General features: G+C 57.5%; 20 protein-coding genes. 13 read left to right on the forward strand and 7 right to left on the reverse strand.

Features of this window, described 5'->3' with window-relative positions; all coding sequences use genetic code 11:
• Positions 1-20: 20 nt before the first annotated feature.
• Positions 21-722 (reverse strand): phosphohydrolase, encoded by a 702-nt coding sequence (locus FZF21_RS13465; RefSeq protein ID WP_149121399.1) that lies wholly within the window; start codon positions 720-722, stop codon positions 21-23.
• Positions 723-1006: 284 nt separating this feature from the next.
• On the opposite strand from FZF21_RS13465, the gene ompC reads away from it, so the two are divergent.
• Positions 1007-2170, forward strand: a complete 1164-nt coding sequence (ompC, locus tag FZF21_RS13470; protein ID WP_149121294.1) for a porin OmpC — start codon at positions 1007-1009, stop codon at positions 2168-2170.
• Between the two features lie 55 nt (positions 2171-2225).
• On the opposite strand, the gene FZF21_RS13475 is transcribed toward ompC, so the two are convergent.
• Complete coding sequence (locus FZF21_RS13475) at positions 2226-3089, reverse strand: N-acetylmuramic acid 6-phosphate etherase (protein ID WP_032671692.1); 864 nt, start codon at positions 3087-3089, stop codon at positions 2226-2228.
• 153 nt (positions 3090-3242) lie between these two features.
• Here FZF21_RS13475 and FZF21_RS13480 point away from each other — a divergent pair, with 153 nt between their 5' ends.
• Complete coding sequence (locus FZF21_RS13480; RefSeq protein ID WP_023294962.1) at positions 3243-4859, forward strand: sensor histidine kinase; 1617 nt, start codon at positions 3243-3245, stop codon at positions 4857-4859.
• Positions 4856-5575 carry a two-component system response regulator DcuR gene (dcuR, locus tag FZF21_RS13485; protein WP_003859556.1) on the forward strand — a complete coding sequence of 240 codons (720 nt, stop codon included), beginning with the start codon at positions 4856-4858 and terminating at the stop codon, positions 5573-5575. Before FZF21_RS13480 ends, dcuR begins: the two co-directional genes overlap by 4 nt.
• On the opposite strand, the gene FZF21_RS13490 is transcribed toward dcuR, so the two are convergent.
• Together FZF21_RS13490 and FZF21_RS13495 are read right to left on the reverse strand one after the other, a co-directional pair.
• The gene (locus FZF21_RS13490; protein ID WP_149121293.1) at positions 5556-6518 is read right to left on the reverse strand and encodes an FAD:protein FMN transferase; all 963 of its coding nucleotides are present in this window, start codon (positions 6516-6518) and stop codon (positions 5556-5558) included. The genes dcuR and FZF21_RS13490 overlap by 20 nt on opposite strands.
• Positions 6519-6576: 58 nt before the next feature.
• Entirely contained in the window at positions 6577-9357 is a 2781-nt protein-coding gene (locus FZF21_RS13495; protein ID WP_149121292.1) for a flavocytochrome c, read from the reverse strand.
• 607 nt (positions 9358-9964) lie between these two features.
• On the opposite strand from FZF21_RS13495, the gene FZF21_RS13500 reads away from it, so the two are divergent.
• Both FZF21_RS13500 and fumA read left to right on the forward strand, forming a co-directional pair.
• Positions 9965-11473, forward strand: a complete 1509-nt coding sequence (locus FZF21_RS13500; protein ID WP_017383327.1) for an anion permease — start codon at positions 9965-9967, stop codon at positions 11471-11473.
• Between the two features lie 55 nt (positions 11474-11528).
• A complete protein-coding gene (gene fumA, locus FZF21_RS13505; protein WP_149121291.1) occupies positions 11529-13178 on the forward strand; it encodes a class I fumarate hydratase FumA in 1650 nt (549 codons plus the stop codon).
• Here fumA and FZF21_RS13510 read toward each other — a convergent pair.
• Positions 13167-14072, reverse strand: a complete 906-nt coding sequence (locus FZF21_RS13510; RefSeq protein ID WP_133982967.1) for a LysR family transcriptional regulator — start codon at positions 14070-14072, stop codon at positions 13167-13169. The genes fumA and FZF21_RS13510 overlap by 12 nt on opposite strands.
• A gap of 95 nt (positions 14073-14167) precedes the next feature.
• Here FZF21_RS13510 and FZF21_RS13515 point away from each other — a divergent pair, with 95 nt between their 5' ends.
• The 3 genes from FZF21_RS13515 (at position 14168) to FZF21_RS13525 (ending at position 17820) form a co-directional block, all read left to right on the forward strand.
• A complete protein-coding gene (locus FZF21_RS13515; protein WP_149121290.1) occupies positions 14168-15463 on the forward strand; it encodes a serine hydrolase in 1296 nt (431 codons plus the stop codon).
• Between the two features lie 260 nt (positions 15464-15723).
• Complete coding sequence (locus tag FZF21_RS13520; protein WP_003859542.1) at positions 15724-17025, forward strand: MFS transporter; 1302 nt, start codon at positions 15724-15726, stop codon at positions 17023-17025.
• A gap of 6 nt (positions 17026-17031) precedes the next feature.
• Positions 17032-17820: a substrate-binding domain-containing protein gene (locus FZF21_RS13525; RefSeq protein ID WP_032619377.1), complete on the forward strand. Its 789-nt coding sequence runs from the start codon at positions 17032-17034 to the stop codon at positions 17818-17820.
• On the opposite strand, the gene FZF21_RS13530 is transcribed toward FZF21_RS13525, so the two are convergent.
• A complete protein-coding gene (locus FZF21_RS13530) occupies positions 17792-18694 on the reverse strand; it encodes a LysR family transcriptional regulator (protein WP_003859540.1) in 903 nt (300 codons plus the stop codon). The genes FZF21_RS13525 and FZF21_RS13530 overlap by 29 nt on opposite strands.
• Before the next feature lie 266 nt (positions 18695-18960).
• Between FZF21_RS13530 and mtfA the strand changes: the two genes are divergently transcribed.
• Complete coding sequence (mtfA, locus tag FZF21_RS13535; RefSeq protein WP_017693127.1) at positions 18961-19758, forward strand: DgsA anti-repressor MtfA; 798 nt, start codon at positions 18961-18963, stop codon at positions 19756-19758.
• Between the two features lie 3 nt (positions 19759-19761).
• On the opposite strand, the gene FZF21_RS13540 is transcribed toward mtfA, so the two are convergent.
• Entirely contained in the window at positions 19762-20961 is a 1200-nt protein-coding gene (locus FZF21_RS13540; protein ID WP_047738787.1) for an MFS transporter, read from the reverse strand.
• Between the two features lie 138 nt (positions 20962-21099).
• On the opposite strand from FZF21_RS13540, the gene FZF21_RS13545 reads away from it, so the two are divergent.
• From FZF21_RS13545 to FZF21_RS13560, 4 genes are read left to right on the forward strand one after another with little or no spacing between them, the layout of a single operon-like run.
• A complete protein-coding gene (locus FZF21_RS13545) occupies positions 21100-22842 on the forward strand; it encodes an IucA/IucC family protein (protein WP_047738789.1) in 1743 nt (580 codons plus the stop codon).
• Positions 22842-23789, forward strand: coding sequence for a GNAT family N-acetyltransferase (locus FZF21_RS13550; RefSeq protein ID WP_047738791.1), 948 nt, complete (start codon positions 22842-22844; stop codon positions 23787-23789). Before FZF21_RS13545 ends, FZF21_RS13550 begins: the two co-directional genes overlap by 1 nt.
• Positions 23786-25528, forward strand: coding sequence for an IucA/IucC family siderophore biosynthesis protein (gene iucC, locus FZF21_RS13555; RefSeq protein WP_047738794.1), 1743 nt, complete (start codon positions 23786-23788; stop codon positions 25526-25528). The genes FZF21_RS13550 and iucC overlap by 4 nt, the downstream gene beginning before the upstream one ends.
• Positions 25525-26850 carry a SidA/IucD/PvdA family monooxygenase gene (locus FZF21_RS13560; protein ID WP_017383315.1) on the forward strand — a complete coding sequence of 442 codons (1326 nt, stop codon included), beginning with the start codon at positions 25525-25527 and terminating at the stop codon, positions 26848-26850. Before iucC ends, FZF21_RS13560 begins: the two co-directional genes overlap by 4 nt.
• Positions 26851-26858: the final 8 nt, after the last annotated feature.

Consider the following 26858-nt stretch of genomic DNA (forward strand, 5'->3'; position numbering starts at 1 on the left):
AGAAAACAGAGTACCACAGTTCAGGATCGCACACTGCGACGGAAATGGGTCAATATCTGGCTGTCGGTTCCGAGGTAATCGCCCTGTAATTCGGCACTCAGCTTCGCCATAAACTGGATCAGAAAATCGGCATTGTGACGCGCAAGTTCGCGCCCCCGCGCGGTTTGCATGGTGTCAGGCAGGCGCAGGAGTTTGGTCTGAAAGTGGTCGAGCGCGAAGGCTTTATCATCCAGCGCTCGTGTTCCGGCGAACGGGTCGTCGGCATCAAACAGCGCGGCGCCCAGCGCACCGGAGACGGCAAAGACGCGCGCCAGGCCGATAGCGCCTAACGCCTCCAGCCGGTCGGCATCCTGCACAATTTTGGCCTCCAGGCTTTGCGGCGCGATACCGGCACTGAAGCTGTGCGCTTCAATAGCATGCTCAACGGCTGCATAACGATCCGGCGGAAAATCAGGAAAGTCGCGACTGAGGATCTCGCGCGTTTTTCGCGCTGCCAGCCGCGAGGAGTGGCTACGTTCCGGGTGATTTTTCGGCAGGCTGACAATGTCATGGAAGTAGCATGCGGTCAGCACAACCAGCGGATCGCTATCCTCGTCAGCCATAATACCCTGCGCCGTCATCCAGACGCGGTTAAAATGGGCGATATCGTGCGCCGCATCATCAGTAAAATGATTTTCGTCGAGCCAGCGCTCAAAACGGTGTTGCCACTGCGCAAGTTCCATCATCCTGTCCTGTTGCTCAAAAGTGAGTGAATTATAATACACCCGAATTAAAATCCTTTATAAATAGAATTACGAAATACTTAATAATAATTACCCGCTATATTTTCAATGAATTAATTCATATGAAAAATAAAGAGATAAAAAGAAATATTTTGTAATATTTTTACCACTTTAATTACATTTATTTTTGAACCTAAATAATAATCCATAGAATAGTATCAGCCATGTAGTTACGGAGGGTAATTACATATATTCAGACAATTTATATTTAAAGGGAATATATAATGAAAAGAAAAGTTCTGGCAATTCTCGTACCCGCGTTATTAATGGCTGGCGCAGCAAATGCGGCGGAAATGTATAACAAGAATGGCAACAAAGTTGACCTGTACGGTAAGGTTGATGCGCGTCATACCTTCTCCGACAACCCAGGCGACGACGGTGATGAAACCTATGTACAGGTGGGTTTCAAAGGCGAAACGCAGATCACGAACGACCTGACAGGCTATGGCCAGTGGGAATATAAAACCTACGCTAACGACACCGAAGGCGCTGGGGATAAATCTTTCAACCGTCTGGCATTCGCTGGCCTGAAATATGGCGACTACGGCTCATTTGATTACGGCCGTAATTACGGCGTCGTGTATGACGTTGAAGCCTGGACCGATATGCTGCCGGTATTTGGTGGAGATTCTTACACCTGGACCGATAACTATATGGTTGGCCGTACTAACGGTGTGGCGACCTACCGTAACAATGATTTCTTTGGTCTGGTCGACGGCCTGAACTTTGCGCTGCAATATCAGGGAAATAATGAAGGTGGACCAAACGAAAATCAGGAAGGCACCAAAAACGGCCATGATGACGTTCGTTTCCAGAACGGCGACGGCTTCGGTATGTCTACCACCTATGACTTCGATTTCGGCCTGACGCTGGGTGCGGCTTATTCTTCCTCTGACCGTACTAACGACCAGGTCGCTTACGGCGCTGGCACCTATAACCGCTTCAGCAAATATGCTGGCGGTGAACGTGCGGAAGCGTGGACAATCGGTGCTAAATACGATGCTAATGATGTCTACCTGGCCATGATGTATGCGGAAACCCGTAACATGACTCCGTACGGCAACGATGGCATCGCCAACAAAACACAGAACTTTGAAGCCGTAGCGCAGTACCAGTTTGACTTCGGTCTGCGTCCATCCCTGGCGTGGGTCTATTCTAAAGGCATCGATTTGGGCGGTAACGATTATCACCCAGGCAATGGCTATGACTATGTAGACCAGGATCTGGTTAACTACATCGACGTGGGCATGACCTACAGCTTCAACAAAAACTTCTCCACCTACGTTGATTATAAAATCAACCTGCTGGACGAAGATGATGCCTTCTACAATGACAACGGTATTGCTACCGATGACATCGTTGGCGTAGGCATGACCTACCAGTTCTAATTCCCATCAATATTAAAGCCCGCGATGCGGGCTTTTTTTATTTGACGCTGAAATGTTATGGCGCTTCCTGCAAGGCCAGGCGAACAAACCCGTTATTCTGCGCCAGCAATTCGTGCGCTTTCCAGGCATCCAGCCCCGTCAGCACCATCAGTACCGCCGTTTTGCACTGGTGGTTGCAGCTTTCCAGCGCGGCCTTCGCCTGAGCCCGGCTACATCCCCCCGCTTCCATCACAATGGCAATTTGTCGTTCGGCCCATCTGGTATTGCTTGCCTCCAGATCAACGCGCAGGTTGCTGTACACCCGTCCGGAACGTACCGCCAGACCGGTGGTGATCATATGCAGGATCATGCTTTGCGCAATGCCTGCTTTAGCGTTGGTATACCCGGCCACCACATCCGCGCCCAGATCGGGAGCAATGACCATGCTCGCCAGCTGCGCCGCTTCACTTTGCGCATCCTCCGTAATGATCGCAACCGTTGAGCCCAGAGACCACGCATGACGCATCGCGCCCCATACCCATGGGGTTTTGCCGCTGACGGACAGCGCCAGCATCATGTCATGCTCGCCAAATTCTATCGTCTGAAGGTCGGCAACGCCGCGCGCGTAGCTACCGGCGTGATCGCCTGCTGTCATCGCAATGACGGGATGTTTTCCCGGCGCAAACGCTTCTGCCGCCTGTTCAGCCACGCGTCCGGACGCGCCCGCGCCGGTCAGTACCAGACGTCCGCCGTGGCTAAGCGTCGCCGCCGCGTTATCCACCACGCGGGCCAGCATACTTAAGTGAGGGGTAAGTGCAGAAGAGATTTGCGCGTCATCCTGGTGTATGACGTTAAGCATATCCAGCGTCGATAATCTGTCGATGTTCGTGGTGCTGGCGTGCCGTCTTTCCCTGGCCGTACCGGTAAGCATAATGCTCATAAACTGCCTCCTTATTATGAGTACCCTCACACTATAAAGTGTTTTATATAGGTCACCTGAGAGGAGGCTCACGAAACGCCTCTCTTTACATGGCTTTATGAAACGCCCGTCATCAGCGATAATTAGCCCTTTCTTATTCATCGCGGAGTGTTAATGAGCGATTTGCAGCCCTTCCCCCCGACGCGCAAGCGCCCTATGAAGCTGAATACGCTGGTTACGCTGATGGTGTGCGCGATTATCGGCTCGGTGCTGCTGGTGGTCTTCGCGCTGTACTCTGTGCAGATCACCCGCGCCACGCGCGATGACGTGAAAGATACCGCGCTGGGTATCGCCCGGACGCTGGCCGACAGCCCGGAGATCAAGCGTGGCCTGATGGAATCGCCGCAGGCTGGCATCATCCAGCCGATTGCCGAGGCGGTGACGAAGCGCAACGACCTGCTGTTTACCGTGGTCACCGACCTGCGTGGGATCCGCTATTCCCATCCAAACGAAGCGCTGTTAGGTTTGCATTTTATTGGCGACGATCTGACGCCCGCCCTGGAAGGGAAAGAGAATGTCTCCGTTAACCGCGGCGCGCTCGCGGAAGCGCTGCGCGTCTTTACGCCAGTGTATGACGACCAGCACGACCAGATCGGCGTGGTGGTGGTGGGTATTTCGCTGAATAAAGTTGAAGATCAGATTGCCCGCGGGCGGCTCAACGCCGTGTGGACCATTTTATTCAGCGTTCTGATGAGCTCAGTGGCGATATGGGGTCTGGTCCGGGTTCTGAAACGTATCCTCTTTGGGCTGGAGCCTTACGAGATCTCAGCCCTCTTTGAGCAGCGCCAGGCCATGTTGCAGTCCCTGCGCGAAGGCGTGATGGCCGTGGATATGCACGGGCGCGTGACGATGATTAACCACACCGCCAGAGAAATATTACTCCTGACCTCGGGCCAGCACTCCGAAAGCAGCAGTGAACCGCTGCTGGCCAGCCTGCGCGAAGTATCCAGGACCGGCATTGCCCGCCAGGATCAGGAGATCGGCTGTAACGGGCGGCTGCTGCTCTGCAACATGGTCCCCGTGAAAAGCCAGAATCAGGTGATCGGGGCGATCAGCACGTTCCGCGATAAGACCGAAATCAGCCAGTTAATGCAGCGTATTGATGGCATGGTCAGCTACGTTGATGCCCTGCGCGCTCATACGCACGAGTTTATGAACAAGCTGCACGTGATCCTCGGCCTGCTGCACATGAAGCGCTACGATAAGCTGGAGGAGTACATCATCCAGACCGCGCAGAATTATCAGACGGATATCGGCGCAATACAGCGCAAAGTTAAATCGCCGGTCATTGCGGGCTTCCTGCTGGGTAAAATTAACCGCGCTAAAGAGGCCGGAGTGACCCTGACGCTGGCGGAGGAGAGTCAGCTTCCCGACACCGCCAATGAAGAGCAGGTTGCGGTGCTGATCACCGTGCTGGGCAATTTAATCGAAAATGCCCTGGATGCGATGGAAGGCCAGCCGGAAGGCGAGATAGGCCTGCTGCTGCATTATCAGAACGGCTGGCTGAGCGGTGAGGTCAGCGATGACGGTCCCGGCATTGATCCCGAGCGGCTGGAGGCTATTTTTACAAAGGGCTACTCAACAAAAGGTGAAAACCGCGGCGTTGGGCTGTTCCTTGCTCGTCAGCAGATCCAGAATCTGGGCGGAGATATTACCGTCGAGTCGGAGCCTGGCGTATTTACCCAATTTTTTGTTCAGATCCCCTGGGATAGCGAGAGGAATATCGCGTGATAAATGTGTTAATTGTCGATGATGACGCCATGGTAGCCGACCTCAACCGTCTGTATGTTAACCGCGTTGAGGGTTTTAGCTGCTGCGGCGTCGCTTCCACGCTCAACCAGGCCGAGGCGTTGATCGCCAACCCAGGCCAGCCGATCGATCTGGTGCTGCTGGATGTCTATATGCAGCAGGATAACGGGCTGGATCTGCTGCCCATCATCCGCGCATCGGGCCGCCCGATTGATGTCATCATGATCTCGTCGGCCTCCGACGCCGCAACGATCCAGACCTCAATGCACTATGGCGTGGTGGATTACCTGATTAAACCGTTCCAGTTCCCGCGTTTTGAAGAGGCGCTGAACGGCTGGAAGGCAAAGCGCAGCCTGATGGGATCGCATCAGTATTATGAACAGGCCGACGTCGACAGGCTGATCCACGGCGGCGCGCCGGAGCTGGCCGACAGCAAAAAATTACCGAAAGGCCTGACGCCGCAGACGCTGCGCACCATTTGCCAGTGGATCGACAGCCATCCGGAGATAGAATTTTCCACCGACGATCTGGCGAATGCGGTCAACATTTCCCGCGTCTCCTGCCGCAAATACCTGATCTGGCTGGCGCAAATTAATATCCTGTTCACCAGCATTCACTACGGCGCTACCGGCCGGCCGGTATATCGCTACCGTTTGCAGCCGGAACAGGTCGGCCTACTCAAACAGTACTGCCAGTAATTCGGTAGCTGTCGTCCAGAAGAGTAAAACGGAAGTGGTGCATCGAGGAGATCACCACTTCTTTTGTTTTGGTGACAAAGATGGCTTCAATATCGGGGCGCGAACGCAGCGCGGTGCAGCCCTTTTCCACGCCCATGCCGTAGATCAGCGTGGTCCAGATATCGCCGTCGAGGGAGTCTGGCGAAATAATCGTCACGCTGTCCAGTTCGTTATCCAGCGGGTAGCCGGTGCGTGGGTCAAGTATGTGGTGATAACGTTTGCCGTTCAGCTCGAAGTAGCGCTCATAGGTGCCTGACGTCACCACCGACCGGTTTTCGACCGTCATGGCGCCAATCAGCGCGTCACCGGCGAACGGTTTTTTCAGGCCGACGCGCCAGCCGCCCTCCGGCGAGCCTAACGTCTGGACGTTGCCGCCAAGGTTGATCAGCCCAAGTTCAACGCCCTCTTTAAGGAGGTGATCCCGCACCCTGTCGGCGATATAGCCTTTAGCAATGGCCCCCAGATCGATCTCCATTCCCTGGCGAGTAAGGAACACGCTGCTGTTGGCTTCATCCAGCACCACGTCCGCAGGATGCGTGATGCCCAGCAAGGCGGCGATCTCGTCCGCGGGCGGTACAGCGTCCCCCTTAAAGCCAATTTTCCAGCATTTCACCAGCGGGCCGATCGCCAGGTTAAAGGCGCTGTCTTTAAGCAGGCTGGCCGCTTTCGCGCAGCGGATCAGCTCGAACACCGGGCGACTGACGGCAACCGGATGCTGACCGGCCGCATGGTTGATGTCCATTACCTGGGAGTGCGCTCGGTTAACGGTAAGCAGATCTTCGTACTGTTTGATCAGGCGAAACACGCGAGAGGCAAGCGCTTCGTCATGGGAAAAGAGTTTCAGGAGGATGGGCGATCCCATCAGAACGGCGGAGTAGCTGTAAACGCGTTGGCTATCAGGCATTTCATGAGTCCTCAGATGTAGCCCCGGCAGGCACCGCGCCGCCGGGGAAACAGGAGCCTTACCGTGTTTTCGAACGCATAGCCGCCTGATGTCCTGCAAGCGTACCAAAAATAATGATATCTGCCACCGCGTTACCGCCGATGCGGTTACCGCCATGGATGCCCCCGACAACCTCACCCGCAGCAAACGCTCCCGGCAATACGTTGTGGTTGCTGTCCAGCACGCAGGTTTCTGTGTTAATGGTCACGCCGCCCATGGTGTGGTGAACGCCCGGTGCAATCTGAATGGCGTAGAACGGCCCTTCGTTGATTGGCGCACGCAGCGCGGTGGTGCGACCGAAATCATCGTCGTGCTGTTTCTCCACAAAGCCGTTGTAGCGTTCCAGCGTTGCCAGGAACTGGTGGTGATCCATCCCCAGCGCTTCCGCCAGGGCTTTTGGCGAGCTGGCGCTGGTAACAAACCCTTTTGCGATGTACTCATCCGCGGCTTTGTTTTTGGCGCGAACATGCTCGTCAAAGACGATGTAAGCGTATTTCTCCGGCAGCGCGATGATCTGCGCCGAGACTTTGTCGCGGGTCGACATTTCGTTATAGAAGCGGTTGCCCTGCTGGTTTACCAGAATCGCCCCGCCGCCGCGGATGGATTCGGAAATCAGATACGACGTTTTCTGCTCAACGGTTGGGTGGATCTGAATTTCGCCCATATCCACGGTGCCCGCACCGATACGCTCCAGCAGCGCGATGCCGCCCCCGGTCGCCCCTTTGTGGTTGGTGGTAACGAACCCTGCCAGATCCGGACGGTATTTCACCACCATCTGGCTGTTGGCGCTGAAGCCGCCCGTTGCCACAATCACGCTTTTGGTTGCCACGGTGAGGGTTTCGTTCTCTTCGGTGGTCAGACGCACACCGGTCACTTCGCCGTTCTCGAAGATGATGTCGCTCACGGAGGTATCCAGCATCACCTCGATGTTACGCTTGTTGACGTTACGCACCAGGCCGCTGATCAGATACCCGCCCACTGCGGAACCGTCTTTCGGACGGTGCGTACGGTCGATGCTCATCCCGCCGGTGGTGGTAATGTCGTTCAGCATAATGCCGCGCGTGGCCAGCCATTCGATGGCCTGCGGCGCGTTCTCGACAAAGCGACGCAGCAGTTCAGGGTTGTTCTTGTTGCCACCGCCTTTCAGACTTTCCTGGTAGAACAGCTCTTTGCTGTCCTGAATACCTTTCACGCGCTGGAAGCGGGTCTCCGCCGCGTTCATCCCGGCCGAGGCTTTAATGGTGTTCCCGCCGATGGTGGGCATTTTCTCGACGATCAGTACACTCGCGCCTTCGTCATGCGCCTGGATCGCCGCCGCCAGCCCTGCACCGCCGCTGCCGACCACTACCACGTCCACGCTTTTAGTCTCATTCGGGTCAGCGCCCTCTTCCGCCGCCAGCGCTTTGCTGGATTTCAGCATCGCCTTCGAGACCGCTTTTTTTACCGCCTCGCTCTGGCTGGTCGCGCCGGTGATAGCATCCACGTGCGGGGTGTTGGCGTCCAGAATACGGGTGCGGATCTCTTCGAAGCTGGTGACAAACTCGACGTCTTCACTCGGGCCGGAGGCCAGTTCGATATCGGCGATGCGGTCGGTTTCGAGGCTGACGTTAATCACCAGTTCGTTGGCATCGTCCTGCACTTTTTCAATAAAGGTGCCCGGTTTGAATTTCGATTCGCCCATGCTCATGTCGCGGATCATCGCTTCCACCAGCGAGAAGCGCCACAGCGGTTCCGGGATGCTCAGTTCTTCGCGTCGGGTACTGTCCATAAACAGATCCAGGCTTTCGCCCGCCGCGATGCGATCGGTCCAGTCCGGATAGGCGATGGTGGCGCGGCCAACGGCAATCAGGTCGTAACCGTGATCCAGCGCTTCATTCACATCCGTGGCATTCACCACGCCGCCAACGCCCATCACCGGTACCTGCGCCAGCGTGTCAGAGCGCATGGCGCAGTATTTTTCGATAAGTGGCGTCGGGTCCTGAGTATCGACGATAGAAGGACGCAGGGCGGCGCCAAGGGAGAAGTGGAGATAATCCACCCCGCGCGCGGCCAGTTTTTCCAGCAGATACAGGGTGTCCTCAAAGCGGATGCCCGGGACTTCCAGCTCTTCCGGAGAGAAACGGTAGCCAATGATAAACGCGTCGTCCGCGTACTGGCGCACCATCTTGTGGGTAATGTCCAGCACCGCCAGCGGGAATTTCGCGCGGTTTTCGCGGCTACCGCCCCACTCGTCGTCACGCTGGTTGGAGTTCGGGGAGAAGAACTGCTGGATCAGATAGGTATTCGCCCCGTGGATTTCGACGCCGTCGAAGCCGGCCTGAATTGCGCGGCGCACGGCTTCGCCGAACTTGCCGATCATGCCTTCCACCTCTTCCGCGGTCAGGGCAACCGGCGTGGCGGCACCGTCACGCGGCGCGGCAACGGCGCTTGGGCCAACCGGCGTGCGGCCCCCGATCAGTTTTGGGTCGACCATGCGGCCGCCGTGGTAGATTTGCAGCAGGGCTTTGGAGCCTTTGGACTTGATAGCGTCAGCGATTTTTGCCAGCCCGGCGATTTTCTCGTCGTTATCAATACCAATTGCGCCCGGGAACGCCAGGCCGAGATCGTCAACAAAACAGCACTCAACGATGATGGTGCCGATGCTGCCCGCGCGGGCGCGGTAGTACTCCACCAGCTCGCTGGTCACGGTGCCATCGTAATAACCGGTACAGGTTGTCATCGGGGCCATTAACAAACGGTTTTTCAGTTCAGTACCATTCGGTAATGTGAAGGGGCTTAAAATACGTTCGTTAGTGCTCATAATAGAAACTCCAAACTTTAAAAATTAAGAATTCGTTATCGGGATGATTTTTTATTTCGTGTTTTTTGCCGATGTCATGATAGTAATATAAAGCTTTTTTTAGTTTCTAAAGTCATTACGTTAGTTAATAAACTATTTAATCCCTTCGATAACATTAATAACACATTGGTGTTAGCGGGAATGTTTCACTCGTTCACAAGAATTTAAAAAAGTTAAATTATAAAAGGTCAAACCAATACACCAAATCTAGCAAAAAATCCTATAAAACAACGATAAACAAAAGCACCAGAATTTAAATGTTATAGTTTTGATACATAAAATGCGTAAAATTAGCGAATAACCACACTACTCAGAGTGGTTATTATAAAAAATATAAAAATAGCCATTCAGTTCCGTTTTTTTGATCGCGATCAATAGTTATGGCATTCAAAAGAGCAATATAAAAACATCATCATTTTTTATTTAGCGCAAACCAAAATGCGTTAAATCGCTATTAGTGAAAACACAAATCCGCACCTTAAATAACTAAAAAAAGCAAAAAGGATATTTCAATCGAATTTGTGTTTTCGCCGGGCGACGAATTTTTGACAACTTAAGACGTGAAACTATGAATACAAAAACTGCTGTAACGCCTCCTGCGGCGAATCTGGCATCAAATGGAACAGCAAAACGACTGCTGATGATGGCTTTGCCCGTCATTGTTGCCGTCCTGCTGTTGTTTGTCCCCGTTCCGGAAGGGCTGCCGCCTTATGCGTGGCACTACTTCGCCATCTTTGTCGGCGTCATCGTCGGCTTAATTTTCGAACCGCTGCCGGGCGCCGTGATCGGTCTTACCGGCGTCGTGGCGATTGCGCTGTGCAGCCAGTGGGTACTCTTTAGCCCGGAACAGCTGGCTGACCCAAAATTCAAGCTGGCGGGCGCCTCCTTTAAATGGGCGGTCAGCGGGTTTGGTAACTCCACCGTCTGGCTGATTTTCGGTGCCTTTATGTTCGCCGCAGGCTACGACAAAACCCGCTTCGGCCGACGTCTGGCGCTGATTCTGGTGAAGTACCTGGGCCGTCGCAGCCTCACGCTCGGTTACGCCATTACGTTTGCGGATCTGCTGCTGGCCCCGTTCACCCCGTCCAACACCGCGCGCAGCGGCGGAACCATCTACCCGATCATCGCCAACCTGCCGCCGCTGTACGGTTCAAAACCCAATGACCCAAGCGCGCGCAAAATCGGTTCGTATCTGATGTGGGTAGCCATCACCGCGGCCTGTATCACCAGCTCGATGTTCCTTTCCGCTCTGGCACCTAACCTGCTGGCGCTGGCGCTGGTAAAAAGCACGGTTGGAATTGATATCTCCTGGGGGACCTGGTTCCTCGCCTTCCTGCCGCTGGGCATCCTGCTGATCCTGACCATGCCGCTGCTGGCCTACTGGTTCTACCCGCCGGAAGTAAAAGTGAATAACGAAGTACCGCTGTGGGCGACCCGTGAACTGGAAAAACTGGGCAAACTGTCGCGCAATGAGATCCTGCTGCTGGTGTTCGTGTGCTGTGCGCTGCTGATGTGGATCTTCGCCGCGGCGTGGATTGAACCGGCCATGGCTGCCCTGCTGATCGTTGGCCTGATGCTGTGGACCGGCGTGCTGGAGTGGAACGATATCACCGGTAACAAAGCCGCGTGGAATACCTTCGTCTGGTTCGCCACCCTGGTGGCGCTGGCGGATGGCCTCTCCTCCACCGGTTTTATCAGCTGGCTGGGTAAAGAAGGCGGCCTGCTGATGAGCGGTATCTCTCCGGGTGTCGCCACCATCGTGCTGCTGCTGGCGTTCTACCTGCTGCACTACCTGTTCGCCAGCACCACCGCGCACACCACGGCGCTGCTGCCTGCGATGCTGACCATCGCCTCCACCATTCCGGGCATGAATATGGAAGTGTTCGTTCTGCTGATGGTGACCTCGCTGGGCGTGATGGGGATCATTACCCCCTACGGTACCGGTCCAAGCCCGATTTACTACGGTAGCGGCTACCTGCCAACCAAAGACTACTGGCGCCTCGGCACCATCTTCGGTGCCATCTTCCTTGCGGCCCTGCTGCTGATTGGTTATCCGTGGATGTCCATGATGTTCTGATTCCTGACCGCCGGACTTCTCCTCCGGCGGTTTTATTTTTGTGGAGCAATACGCTATGTCAAACAAACCGTTTATCTACCAAAACCCCTTCCCTCTTGCGCACGATGACACCGAATACTATCTGCTGACCAAAGAGCACGTTTCCGTTGCCGAGTTCGACGGTCAGGAAGTCCTGAAAGTGGAGCCTGAAGCCCTGACCCTGCTGGCACAGCAGGCCTTCCACGATGCCGCGTTTATGCTGCGCCCTTCCCACCAGAAGCAGGTTGCCGCCATTCTCAACGACCCGGAAGCCAGCCAGAACGACAAATACGTTGCCCTCCAGTTCCTGCGTAACTCTGAAATCGCCGCAAAAGGCGTGCTGCCAACCTGTCAGGATACCGGCACCGCGATCATCATGGGCAAAAAAGGCCAGCGCGTCTGGACCGGCGGCGGTGACGAAGCGGCCCTGAGCCAGGGCGTCTATAACACATACATTGAAGATAACCTGCGCTACTCGCAGAATGCGGCGCTGGATATGTATAAAGAGGTGAATACCGGCACCAACCTGCCCGCGCAGATTGACCTCTACAGCGTGGACGGCGACGAGTATAAATTCCTGTGCATGGCGAAAGGCGGCGGTTCTGCCAACAAAACCTATCTCTACCAGGAAACCAAAGCGCTGATCACTCCGGCGAAGCTGAAAAACTACCTGGTTGAGAAGATGCGCACCCTGGGTACCGCAGCCTGCCCGCCGTACCACATTGCCTTTGTTATCGGCGGAACCTCAGCGGAAGCCACGCTGAAAACCGTTAAGCTGGCTTCTACCCGCTACTACGATGCGCTGCCAACCGAAGGCAACGAACACGGCCAGGCGTTCCGTGATGTTCAGCTCGAACAGGAACTGCTTCAGGAAGCGCAGAACCTTGGTCTGGGCGCGCAGTTTGGCGGCAAATACTTTGCCCACGACATTCGCGTAATCCGCCTGCCGCGCCACGGCGCCTCCTGCCCGATCGGCATGGGGGTCTCCTGCTCCGCTGACCGTAATATCAAAGCGAAAATCAACCGCGACGGGATCTGGATTGAGAAGCTGGAGCACAATCCGGGCCAGTATATTCCTGAATCCCTGCGTCAACAGGGTGAAGGCGACGTGGTGAGCATCAATCTCGACAAGCCGATGAATGAGATCCTGGCGCAGCTTTCCGCGCACCCGGTCTCCACCCGCCTGTCGCTGAACGGCACCATCATCGTGGCGCGCGATATCGCCCACGCGAAGCTGAAAGAGCTGCTCGACAACGGGGAAGAACTGCCGCAGTACGTTAAAGATCACCCGATTTACTACGCAGGCCCGGCCAAAACGCCAGAAGGTTACACGTCTGGCTCACTCGGCCCGACCACTGCGGGACGTATGGACTCCTATGTGGACTTACTGCAATCCCACGGCGCGAGCATGATCATGCTGGCGAAAGGTAACCGCAGCCAGCAGGTCACCGACGCTTGCCATAAGCACGGCGGCTTCTACCTCGGCAGCATCGGCGGCCCGGCGGCGGTGCTGGCGCAAAACAGCATCAAGAGCCTGGAGTGCGTGGCGTATCCTGAACTGGGAATGGAAGCCATCTGGAAAATTGAAGTGGAGAACTTCCCGGCGTTTATCCTGGTGGATGACAAAGGCAACGACTTCTTCCAGCAGATCCAGAATAAACAGTGCAAAGGGTGCTCACAGCGCTGAACGTTTCCATAACGCCGGAAGCAGCGACAGCGTATCGTTGATCAACCCGCGCTTGTCGCTGCCCGGCTTCCAGATAGTGACCATCGTCTGGCTTATCCCCTGGCTGCCCACTTCGGTGGGCAGCCTTTTTACATTTTTCCACTGCGTTGCCTGAAGATGGGTCGGCAAAAACCCCCAGCCGCAGCCCTGTTCCAGCAGGCCGCGCAGCATCTCCAGTTCGTTAGTGAAAAGCGTGTGCCCTGAAATTTGCAGGCGACGGGCAACCGGCTCGTCTGACGCGGGATGCATAATCACCTGTGGCACCAGAGAGAGATCGAGCAGCGACACCGGCGCCGCAACCTCCGCAAAAAGCGCCGTTGCGGCGTAAAAATCCATTTCGATCGCCCCCAGCGCCCGCCACTCCATCTCATTGCCCACGCTGCGGTTGCGCGCCTGGCAGATCCCCAGATCGGCCTGACCGTTTGCCAGCATCGCTTCCGCCTCATCGCGCGATGCGCTGGTCAGGCTCAGGCGGATCTTTTTCGTCGCCAGTGTGGCAATCAGCGCCTGTAAAAAAGCTCTGGGGGTGAACGGATCGTAAGCGAGGGCGATGTCCTGCGTCGCGCTGTCCGGTACCGATCTGGCAAACGCCTCAAACGCTTTGACCTGGCGCATCAGCAGGTGCGCCTGCCGCTGAAGCTGCTCCCCCTCCGGCGTCAGGCGCAGGCTGCGCCCCTCCCGCAGGAACAGAGCATAGCCCAGCCCATCCTCAAGGAAATCGATCAGATCCCGCAGGGTAGTACGATCTTTGCCGAGTTTACTGGCCGCCTTCATCAGGCTGCCGTGTTCAGCGACGGCAGTGAACGCCTCAAGCTGGGCAAAGGAATAGATCAGTGATGCCACGCCATTCTCCACGCAATTTTTACGGGGGATTTTCCCCCATAACGCGTTTTTTATTATAGGCCGCAGGTTCTTAAACTGAAGTCCTTCCTGAGCCAAACGAGATAAATATGAAAATCAAAACAAACCGCACGCTGCTCGCGGCGCTGGTTGTCAGCAGCCTGCTCTCGCCCGCCGTTATGGCGGCCTGCAACGGTACCGACCTCACCACCTGTCCGGCGCCTTTCGATGCCAGACTCCCGGACGCGCATACCATGCTCACCTGGAACCAGACCGATCGCGTGGTGGGCTTTCGCAATGACTACCGCAACTACGCAGGGGATGTGTTCCGCCACGGCAACGCTACGCCGCTGCTGCCCGCAGAAAAACCGCTCACCGATGCCCGCTATCAGGTGAAGGGTAAGAGTTACACTCTTCAGGATTACCTGAAACGCCAGAACGTCAGCGGCATGCTGGTGCTGAAAAACGGCAAAGTGGCCTATAAATACCTGAGTGAAGGCAATACCGACTCAACGCTCTGGACGTCGCGTTCCGTGGGCAAATCGGTGGTCTCCGCGCTGGTGGGTGCTGCAATTAAAGAAGGGAAAATCCACTCCCTGGACGACCTTGTCACCCAATACGAACCTGACTTAAAAGGCACCGCCTGGGAGGGCGTAACGCTAAAACAGCTCATCACCCACACCTCTGGCGTGGCGTGGAACGAAGATTACATCAACCCGCAATCTGACTTCGCCCGGCTTACCGAATGCGAAGCGAAGCCGGGCACCTACAACTGCGTGCGCACCCTGGTGAAGGGGTTACACCGTGAACACCCGGCGGGCGAAAACTGGTCCTATTCCTCGGGTGGCGCCTGGCTGTTAGGCGATGTGCTTGAGCGCGCCACCGGCATGACGCTCGCGGCGTATCTGGAGAAGACCATCTGGCAGCCGTACGGCATGGCGAGCGACGGCGTGTGGCATGCCTACAGCAAAGGCCAGCACGACGTGGGTGCGCATGGGTTCAACGCCACGCTGGAAGACTGGGGGCGTTTCGGGGAGTTTATCCTGCATAACGGTACGCTGCCGGACGGGAAGCAGATCCTCCCCGAGGGCTGGGTGAAACAGTCCTCAGCCTGGACACAGGCCAAAGGATCGGTGTCCGACGCGCATCCGAAGGGGTTATACGGCTACCAGTGGTGGAACAACGAAGTACCAGCCACCGCCACACACGTGGAGCCGAAAGTCGAAAATTCGCTGAAGGATTCCCTGTGGGCGCTGGGTATATTTGGTCAGATGATCATGGTTAATCAGAAAGAAAATCTGGTTATCGTCCAGTGGTCCACCTGGCCGCAGGCAGAGCCGTCATTCAGCGCTCAGCCGCTGGAAGCGTCGCTGATGTTTAGCGCGATTGCGAACGCGCTGCGCTGATAATCCCAAGCCAGGCCCCGCCTGGCTTCTCACCTGCGCGATGTCACAAAACCGATATATCAGCAACTTAGCGAAATCGAGTAAATAAAAGATCACCGAAATGTTAAGTTATTGTTGAATATGTAAATACTGGTCAACGCTTTGTCATTAATGCACCACACGCATCAGTCCATGCGCTATTTGCGCTTATTAATTTCCACTTCCTGATCCAGTTTTCAGAAACAGACGAGCATAACGTCACTATAAAACTGGAGATAATCATGGTTTCCTCAACCTCACCTGCAACGGTTCGTGCCAAAGCGGGCGCGATTTTCCGCGTCACGTCGGGCAACTTTCTTGAGCAATTCGACTTCTTTCTGTTCGGCTTTTATGCCACCTACATCGCCCATACTTTTTTCCCGGCAAGCAGTGAATTTGCGTCACTGATGATGACCTTCGCCGTCTTTGGCGCGGGCTTCCTGATGCGTCCGATCGGGGCCATTGTGCTGGGGGCTTACATTGATAAAGTGGGTCGCCGTAAAGGGCTGATCGTCACCCTGTCGATTATGGCCGCCGGAACGTTCCTGATCGTGCTGATCCCGTCTTATCAGAGCATTGGCCTGTGGGCGCCGCTGCTGGTGCTGACCGGCCGACTGTTGCAGGGTTTTTCGGCAGGCGCCGAGCTGGGTGGGGTTTCGGTTTATCTGGCGGAGATCGCCACGCCGGGCCGCAAGGGTTTCTACACCAGCTGGCAGTCGGGTAGCCAGCAGGTCGCCATTATGATCGCGGCGGCGATGGGCTTTGCGCTGAATGTGGTGCTGGAGGAGAGTGCCATTCGCGAATGGGGGTGGCGTATTCCGTTCCTGTTTGGCTGTCTGATTGTGCCGTTTATCTTTTTCCTGCGCCGCAAGCTGGAAGAGACCGAGGAATTCAGCGCCCGTCGCCACCATCTGGCGATGCGTCAGGTCTTCACAACGCTGCTCGCTAACTGGCCGGTAGTCGTCGCGGGTATGCTGATGGTGGCGATGACCACCACCGCGTTTTACCTGATCACCGTTTACGCGCCGACCTTCGGTAAAAAAGTCCTGATGCTCAGCGCGTCGGACAGTCTGCTGGTCACGCTGCTGGTGGCGGTGTCGAACTTCATCTGGCTGCCGGTGGGCGGCGCGCTGTCGGATCGCTTCGGACGTAAACCAGTGCTGATCGCCATGACGCTGCTGGCGCTGGCGACCAGCTATCCGGCGCTGACGATGCTGGCCGCAGCCCCGAGCTTCTCAATGATGCTGACCGTGCTGCTGTGGCTCTCTTTCCTCTACGGCCTGTATAACGGCGCGATGATCCCGGCCCTGACGGAGATCATGCCAGCAGAGGTGCGCGTGGCGGGCTTCTCACTGGCTTACAGCCTGGCAACGGCGGTCTTTGGCGGTTTCACGCCGGTGATTTCGACTGCCTTAATTGAGTACACCGGCGACAAAGCCTCCCCGGGCTACTGGATGAGCTTTGCCGCCGTTTGCGCCCTGCTGGCAACGCTTTATCTCTATCGTCGTCGCACGTTAATCCTGCAAACTGCCGTTAAGGAGTGATCCCTCATGCTTACATTCAGAACGGTGATTGCCGCCCTGACCTTCGCCACCCTCAGCGCGGGCGCGCTTGCGCAGGATGTGACGGTGATGATTTCTGGCGGCTTCAAAGCGGCGCTGGAGAAGCTGACGCCGCAGTACGAAGCGCAAAGCGGCGACAGGCTCATTGTGATCTCCGGCCCGTCGATGGGCAAAACGCCGCAGGCCATTCCGGCCCGGCTCGCCCGGGGCGAAAAAGCGGACGTGGTGATTATGGTGGGCGATGCGCTGGCGAAACTGGAACAGGATCGCAGGACGGCGGCGGGCTCCCGCGTGGAGCTGGCGGATTCGCCCGTCGGGATGGTCGTCAAAGCGGGCGCGCCGGTGCCGGATATCAGTACGGTGCCCGCCCTGCGGCAAACGCTGCTGAAGGCGCATTCCATGGCTTATTCCGACAGCGCCAGCGGCCGGTATGTAGAGAGCCAGCTGTTCCGTAAGCTGGGCATCGACGGCCAGGCCCACGATAAAGCGCACCGGGTTGAGCGTATCCCGGTGGCGTCTGAAGTGGCAAAAGGGAAATACGATCTCGGCTTTCAGCAGGTGAGCGAGCTTCTGCCGGTTCCGGGGGTGACGTTTGTCGGTAAGTTGCCTGACGACATGCAGTACATTACCCGTTTCGCCGGAGCCGTAACGCAGAAGGCTGACCATCCCGAACAGGGAAAAGCGCTGCTGACTTTTCTCGCCTCGCCACAGGCCGCCAGCGTCATTACGGCAACGGGCTTAACGCCCGTCAGTGCACCTCGCGATACTGCTCGGTGATCAGCGTTTCGAGTTCGGCAGCAATATAGGACTGGATCCGCCCGCGGCGGCGGATCAGCCCCACGGTTCGCCTGACTTCAGGCTCGGTTAAAGGTACCGACGTCAGCAGCGAATGCTCTGCGCGGGGCATTGACATGGCGGGAACGGCCGCAATGCCGATCCCGGCTTCAACCATCCCCAGCATGGTCGTCACGTGCCGCGTTTCGCAGATGCTGGGGCGTTCAGGCCGAATATGCCCGACCCGCTGGTCGAGAAGATTGCGGTTGCCGGAGGTCTTATCCAGACCGATATAATCCTGCTGATAAAAAGCCTGCCACGTCAGGCTTTTTCTTTTTGCAAGCGGGCTGTCGCGCCGGCAGGCGGCCACGTAGACATCCTCCACCAGCGGGACAAACTCGATGTCGGGCTGCAAGCTCCGGGCAAAGCAGATACCAAAATCCGCCTGTCCGCGGGTGACGGCCTCGATAACATTTCCGGCGCTGCTGTCGATCAGTTTTATGCGCACGCGGGGGTAACGGGACTGAAAGCGGCGGATAACATCCGGCATAAAGTAACAGGCGGCGGACGGCACCGTCGCCACGGTGATTAGCCCCGTACGCTCCTCGCTGGCCTTATCGATATCCGAAAGCATGGACTCCACATCAGCAAGCAGCTGTCCGCACCGGTCGGCAAAGGTCTGTCCATACAGGGTCAGCGTGACGCGCCGGGTGGTTCTGTCGAACAGTTTTGTCCCCAGTGCCGCCTCCAGCTTTTCAATTCTGCGACTCAACGCCGACTGGGAAAGGCAGATAGACTCCGCCGCAAGACGGAAATTGCCATATTCCAGTAAAGCGCGGAAGGCATAGAGATCGTTGAGGTCAAAATTGACGGGCATACTGACGGGATCCTTAAGCACGGTAGGGTAAGAAGAGATTTATCATAGTCGCGCACGACATACTTCACAAAATGAAGGGGATACCCCTAAAGCGCTATCAACCTGACGGCACATAGTGATAGTTTATGCGGGCTGGATTCCTCTTAAACAGGCTGCCAGTCTGCATGCAGCCGAAGAGGAGTGTCATACTGCTTAACAGAGTATGTTGGCATGCTAACAGCCCCTGACCTTTCCATTTTGTTCACGTGCGAGTAACGAGCAAAGCGATGATTAAGTGGCCCTGGAAAACGAACGACGCTGGTCGAAATATGGCGCTGCCCTGGGATGAGGCTCTGGCGATCCCCGTGCTGGCGAATCTCTTGCCTGAAGAGCAATCAAAGCTGATTCAGCTGGCCGAGCGTTTTTTACAGCAAAAACGGCTGGTACCGCTACAGGGCTTCGAACTGGATCCGCTTAAAAATTCCCGCATCGCCCTGCTCTTCTGCTTGCCGGTGCTGGAGCTGGGTATCGAATGGCTGGATGGCTTCCACGAAGTGCTGATCTACCCGGCGCCGTTTATCGTCGATGATGAGTGGGAGGATGACATCGGGCTGGTGCACAACCAGCGTATGGTGCAGTCCGGGCAAAGCTGGCAGCAAGGGCCAATCATCCTCAACTGGCTGGATATTCAGGACTCGTTCGATGCCTCGGGCTTCAACCTGATCATTCACGAAGTGGCGCATAAGCTGGATACCCGCAACGGCGATCGCGCCAGCGGCGTGCCGCTGATCCCGCTGCGTGAAGTCGCGGGATGGGAGCACGACCTGCACGCGGCGATGGAAAACATTCAGGATGAGATAGACCTGGTGGGTGAAAGCGCGGCCAGCATTGATGCCTATGCCGCGACCGATCCCGCCGAGTGTTTTGCGGTACTGTCCGAGTATTTCTTTAGCGCACCTGAGCTTTTCGCTCCGCGCTTCCCGGCGCTGTGGCAGCGTTTTTGCCAGTTTTATCAGCAGGATCCGCTCCAGCGTCTGCGGCAAAGTGAGGACGCAGCCAGCACCTCCCCTCATCCGTTCCACTAATGTTTAAGGGGTACGATCGGTCGATCGTACCCACACGCTCACCGCGAGAAACAGCAGCGCCATTCCCCATGCGGCAGTAATCAAAAACTGCTCACCGTAAAAGCGCGTCACCACGGGTACCAGCAGCGCGCTGGCCCCGTATCCCAGCGTATGGCTGGTGGCGATCACCCCTGCGCCTTTGCCCGTCGTCAGCCGATCGTTGAGCAAAAGCTGGTATCCCGGCGTTGCCATGGCGGCCCCCAGCGAAGTGATGACAATTCCCACGTAGAACAGGGCTAAACTGGCGAGACACATCAGCCCAAGACCCGCCACCATCAAGACCGCGGCAATTAAGAGTAAAAATCTCGGGGTAAAATGCTGCGGGCGTACCACCAGAAACTGCGCCGCCAGGGTCGCCAGCGCGGCCAGGCTCAGCAGCAGCGCGACATGATGGCTGATTTGCACGGCATCGCCATTAAATAACGGGTGAAGATGCGGCGATAAACCAAGCTGCATCAGGCTGACCAGCGCCGCCAGCAGCAGTGCCAGCACCAGGAAAGGCAGCATGGAGGCCTGTAACCGCGTCGACTGGTGCGCCACCGGCGGCAGCGGGGGATCGGCGGCTTCGCGCAGCACCAGCAGCAGCGCGATAAACGGCGCCACCGCCATCAGCCAGAGCGGTGCGACCGGGCTGACGCTGAGCATCAGCGCGGCCAGGGGCGGTCCCAGCAGACGCCCGCAGCTAAGGCCAGAGCTTATCGTCGCCAGCGCCGCCATCCTTTTATCCAGCCCCGCGCGTTGAATGGCCCACGTCTGGGCCGCAGGCACCAGCCCTGATACCGTCAGGCCGTACAGCATGCGCGACAGCACCAGGCCTGCCATTCCCCAGAGAGCATTCAGCGCGCCGTTCGCCATCGCCCAGACCACCAGCGCCATCACGACAAAGCTCGCCAGATAGCCTCCCAGCGAGGCCAGCATAACGATCTTACAGCCGTGCCGCTCGCTCTGGCGTCCCCACCAGGGCGATGCGGGTAAAAAGAGCATCGAGCCGAACATCAGCAGCCCGGCCCAGACGGAGAGCGACAGTCCGGTCAGGGAGACCAGCTGCGGCAGCATAACCAGCAAACCGTTTTGCCCAATACCTAATAAACCGGCGCCCAGTGCCAGGGGCCAGTTAGCTTTGGGGGCCACAACGTCAGTGAGATTCTCAGTACGGGTGCGCATAAAATTGTGAAGATAATGTCAATAAATGTGTGGAAATTATGAAGTTTATGAAAACAAATATTGCAAAAATAGTTGCCACTGTAAACAGAATGAATATCATAACGAGAATTATTATCAGTCATGGAATGAGGTACAACTATGCGTACTCTGCCCCGCTCCGCCGGTACAGATGTTGCGGCCCAGTGTTTTTTGAACGCGCTGCTGCGCGAAACGAAGGACTGGCACTATCTTCCCGCAACCCGTGCGGATGAGTTATCGCAGATTCATATCCCGCTCTCCCCAACCCAGGCCATTCGGGTTCCGGTACGCTATTTCTCCCCCACGCAGCATCACCAGTATCGTTTCCCCGCAACGCTGATTCAGGCCGACAGCGACGGCGGTGACACGGTCACATTCCATCAACTGATTGATTTCATTCTTCAAAAAGAGACGATAAAAGGCGAGCTGGATGCCGATACGCTGGCTCGCTTTAAGCAGCGCGTCCTGGAAAGCCATACGCACACCTGGCAGGCCATTGATTTACGCCACAACTGGGCAAACCTGCGCGATAAGCCGCTGACGTTTGCCGAAGCGGAACAGGCGCTGCTGGTCGGTCATGCTTTTCATCCTGCCCCAAAGTCGCACGAGCCGTTCAACGAGGCCGAGGCGCGTCGCTATCTGCCGGATTTCGCCTCCCGCTTCCCGCTGCGCTGGTTTGCGGTTGAGCATGAGCTGATTACCGGCGACAGCCTGGATGTCTCCCTGCGGGAACGTCTGCTGCGCTTTGCAGCGCAGAGCGCGCCGGCCCTTCTCGGTCACTTCACCGACACCTGCTGGCTGCTGCCGATGCACCCGTGGCAGGCCGACTATCTGCTGGAGCAGGACTGGTGCCAGCGTCTGGTAGAAAAAGGCGCCCTGCGCGATCTGGGCGAAGCCGGTGCGCAATGGCTGCCCACCAGCTCTTCCCGCTCGCTGTACAGCGAAACCAACAGCGACATGATTAAGTTTTCCCTGAGCGTGCGGCTGACCAACTCCGTGCGCACGCTGTCGGTGAAAGAGGTTAAGCGCGGCATGCGCCTGGCGCGGCTGGCGAAAACGGCACGCTGGCAGGAACTTCAGGCGCGCTACCCGACCATGCGCGTGATGCAGGAGGACGGCTGGGCGGGGCTGTGCGATGAGCACGGCGTCGTTCAGGAAGAGAGCCTGATGGCCCTGCGCGTCAACCTGCTGTTCGATACCCCTGAAACGCAAACCAACGTGCTGGTGAGCCTGACCCAGGCCGCGCCGGACGGCGGCGACAGCCTGCTCGCCGCGGCGGTGCGTCGTCTGAGCCAGCGTCTGGATCTCCCGCTCGCCCAGGCCGCGCGCTGCTGGCTGGACGCTTACTGCGACCGGGTATTGCTTCCGCTGTTCAGCGCCGAGGCGGACTACGGTCTGGTCCTGCTGGCGCACCAGCAAAATATCCTCGTTGAGATGCAGCAGGATTTCCCCGTTGGGCTGATCTACCGCGACTGCCAGGGCAGCGCCTGGACCGAAGGGGCCGACGCGTGGCTGAAAGAGGCAGGTGAAACCGAGGTGGAAAACCGCTTCGGTGAGAGCCAGCTGCTGCGCTACTTCCCTTATTACCTGCTGCTGAACTCTACCCTTGCCGTCACCGCCGCGCTCGCCGCCGCCGGCTTCGACAGCGAAGAGAACCTGATGTCCCGCGTGCGTGACGCGCTGGCCGAACTGCGCACCACGGCGAAGCAGACCCGCTGCCTCGATTACGTGCTCGACAGCCCGACCTGGAACTGCAAAGGCAACTTCTTCTGCTATCTGCACGATCGCAACGAAAACACCATCGTCGATCCGGCGGTGATCTATTTCGACTTTAGCAACCCGTTTTATAAGGAGAAGGCGTGATGGCAAACGCGAATATCGTCCATTCCGGCTACGGCTTTCGCTGCACGGTCACGGAACAAAACCTGCCGCTGACGCTGGGTCTCGACGGCAGCGCGGTGCTGGAGCGGCTGACCGGGCTCCCGGACGGCTGGCTGGTGGACGCCCTCGACCAGCTGTTTGTTGCCGCGCCCGCCCTGACCGGCATTACCCTGCCGTGGGCAGCCTGGCAGGATGAACCTCAGGCGCAGGCGCTGTTTAGCCTCGTTCACGGGGACTATCTGGCGCGTGAAATTTTCTGGCAGCTGCCGCTGTGGCTGAAAGGCGAACGTCCACAGGCGAGCGGCGGAATGCAGTTTGACGAAAGCCGTCAGCTGTACTTCCCGCTGCGCCCTCACCGCCCGCAGGGTGAGGTGTATCGCCGTTACGATCCGCAAATTAAACGCACCCTGAGCTTCCGCGTGGCCGATGTGGCCCAGGACGGCGAGCGCTTTACCCGCTGGATGAATAACCCGCGCGTGAACGCTTTCTGGGAGATGGCGGGACCGCAGGCCGAGCAGGAAAACTACCTGCGCCGCCAGCTTGATTCGACGTACTGCTACCCGGTTATCGGCTGCTTCAATGACCAGCCGTTCGGCTATTTTGAACTCTACTGGGCGGCAGAAGATCGCATTGGTCGCCACTACCGCTGGCAGCCGTTTGACCGCGGGCTGCACATGCTGGTGGGTGAAGAAAACTGGCGCGGCGCGCAATACATCCGCAGCTGGCTGCGCGGCCTGAGCCACTATCTGTATCTCGATGAACCGCGCACCACGCGCATTGTCGCCGAGCCGCGCTTCGACAACCAGCGTCTGTTCCGCCATCTGGCGTCCGCCGGTTTCGACACGGTGAAAGAGTTCGACTTCCCGCACAAACGCTCCCGTCTGATCATGAGCGAGCGTCATCACTTCTTCCACGAGGTGGAACTGTGAACGCACTCTGGCAGAAAGTGAACCGCGAGATGGTGGCGAAGATCCTCGCCGAACTGGAATATGAACGCACCCTGCGCGCCGAGCCGGTTTCGGCGGACAACTGGCGCATCAGTATGGGCAACGCGTGCTGGCAGTTTCGCGCCACGCGTGGGATATGGGGCTGGCTGCATATTGACCCTGATACCCTGACCACCACCAGCGGCGCGGCGGTCGAAGCGGAAAACGCGCTGCTGCAACTGGCCACCGTGCTGGAGATGAGCGACGCGCAAACGGCGGAGCACATGGAAGATCTCTACGCCACGCTGCGGGGTGACATGCAGCTGTTGCAGGCGCGTGAAACGCTGGATGCCGATACGCTGATCCACCTCGACCCGGACGAACTACAGTGCCTGATGCGCGGTCACCCGAAGTTTATTTTCAACAAGGGACGCCGCGGCTGGGGGCTGGATGCCCTGCGCCTGTACGCGCCGGAATATCGCGGGCGTTTCCGCCTGCACTGGGTCGCCGTGCAGCGCGAGCGTCTGGTCTGGAGCAGCGACGCCGGTTGCGATATTAACGCCCTGCTCTCCAGCGCCATGGACGATGCCGAGCGCGAGCGGTTCGACGCCCGCTGGCAGGAGCTGGATCTGGACGACAGCTGGCTGCCGGTGCCGCTGCACCCGTGGCAGTGGCAGCAAAAAATTGCCATTCATTTCCTGGCGCAGCTCGCGCGCGGTGAGATGGTAGAGCTGGGTGAGTTCGGCGATGAGTATCTGGCGCAGCAGTCCCTGCGCACGCTGACCAACGCCAGCCGTCGCGCGCCGTATGACATCAAGCTGCCGCTGACTATCTACAACACCTCCTGCTATCGCGGTATTCCGGGCAAGTATATCGCCGCCGGTCCGCTGGCCTCGCGCTGGCTACAGCAGCAGTTCGCCAGCGATGCCACGCTGATTCACTCCGGGGCGCAGGTGCTTGGCGAACCCGCAGCCGGATATCTGTCGCATCCGGGTTATGCCGCATTGCCTGAGGCGCCGTACCGCTATCAGGAGATGCTGGGGGTGATCTGGCGCGAGAACCCATCCTGCTATTTACAGGATGGCGAACAGGCGGTGCTGATGGCGGCGCTGATGGAAACCGATAACCAGGCGCGCCCGCTGATTGACGCGTGGATCAAACGCTCGGGGTTAACCGCTGACGCATGGCTGGAAAAGCTGTTTGAGGCGACGGTGATCCCCTTCTATCACCTGCTCTGTCGCTACGGGGTGGCGCTCATCGCCCACGGCCAGAACGTCACGCTGGTGATGAAAGATTACGTTCCGCAGCGCATTTTGCTGAAGGATTTCCAGGGCGACATGCGCCTGGTGGATGAAGATTTCCCGCAGGCGCAGAGCCTGCCGGAGCAGGTAAAAGCGGTGACGGCGCGCCTCAGCGCGGATTACATCATCCACGACCTGCAAACCGGCAACTTTGTCACGGTGCTGCGCTTTATATCCCGCCTCACCCTGCAATGCGGCGTGAGCGAAACCCGCTTCTATCAGATCCTGGCGCTGGTGTTACGTCGCTATATAGCCGCCCATCCGGATCTTGCGGCGCGCTTCGCCAAATTCGACCTGTTTAAGCCGCAGATTATTCGCGTGATCCTCAACCCGGTCAAACTTACCTTCTCTGAACACGACGGCGGCAGCCGCATGCTGCCGAACTACGTCTGCGATCTTGATAACCCTCTTTTTCTGGTCTCCCAGGAGTCAGCGCAATGAAAACCTATGATTTCATCGGCATTGGTATCGGTCCGTTCAACCTCAGTATTGCCGCGCTGGCAGAGGGGCTGGACGGTTTTAGCTCGCTGTTTCTTGAACGCAAGCCGCACTTCTCCTGGCACCCGGGGATGATGGTGCCGGACTGCCATATGCAGACCAGCTTCCTGAAGGATCTGGTCAGCGCCGTGGAGCCAACCAACCGCCACAGCTTCCTGAACTATCTGGTACAGCGCAAAAAGTTCTACCGTTTCCTCACCACCGAGCAGCGCACCGTGTCGCGCGAGGAGTTTGCCGACTACCTGTGCTGGGCGGCGGATAACCTCACTAACCTGGCCTTCAGCCAGCAGGTACAGCAGGTCAGCTTTGATGAGCAAAACGGCCTGTTTGAGGTCGTGACCCAGCGGGATCGCTTCCTGGCGCGCCACGTCTGCGTGGGGATTGGGAAGCAGATCAATCTCCCAGACTGCGTCACCGCGCAGGACGACACCTGCTTCCACGCCAGCGAAATGATGCTGCGCACGCCGGATTTAGCGGGCAAGCGCGTCACCGTCGTCGGCGGCGGCCAGAGCGGTGCGGATCTGTTTTTAAATATCTTCCGTGGGGAATGGGGGCAGCCGCTGAGCCTCAACTGGGTGTCGCGCCGCAACAACTACAACGCGCTGGATGAAGCCGCGTTTGCCAATGAGTATTTCACGCCGGAGTACGTGGACAGCTTCTCGACCCTTGGTGACGACGCCCGACGTCAGATGTTGCAGGAGCAGAAGATGACCTCCGACGGGATCACCACGGAGTCGCTGCTGGCCATCTATCGCGCCATGTATCACCGCTTCGAAGTGCTGCGCGAAAAACCCTGGGCGCACCTGATGCCGTCCCGCTCGGTGACGGCGCTGACGCGCCAGGAAACCGGACATCGCCTCAGCATCCAGCATCACCTGGACGGCGGGCGCGAACAGCTGGAGAGCGACGTGGTGATTTTCGCCACCGGCTACCGCGCCGTGCAGCCCGCGTTTCTCGCCCCGCTCTCTTCCCGACTGCGTCTGGATGAGAATGAAGCCTTCTGCATCAACAACGATTTCACCCTTGAATGGGACGGCCCGCAGAGCAACCGCCTGTTTGCCGTCAATGCCGGGATGCACCGTCTCGGTATTGCCGAACCCCAGCTCAGCCTGATGGCCTGGCGCGCGGCGCGAATTTTGAATCGCGCTCACGATGACGAGCCGTTTGAGCTGGCAACCACCCCCGGCGTGATCCACTGGCGGAGCACCACCAGCCCGGAGAGCAGCCAGGTTTTTAAATCATTAATGAAGACCACCGAGTACTGACACACACA

This window comes from Enterobacter sp. LU1 (assembly GCF_008271405.2).
Lineage (GTDB): Bacteria > Pseudomonadota > Gammaproteobacteria > Enterobacterales > Enterobacteriaceae > Enterobacter > Enterobacter hormaechei_C.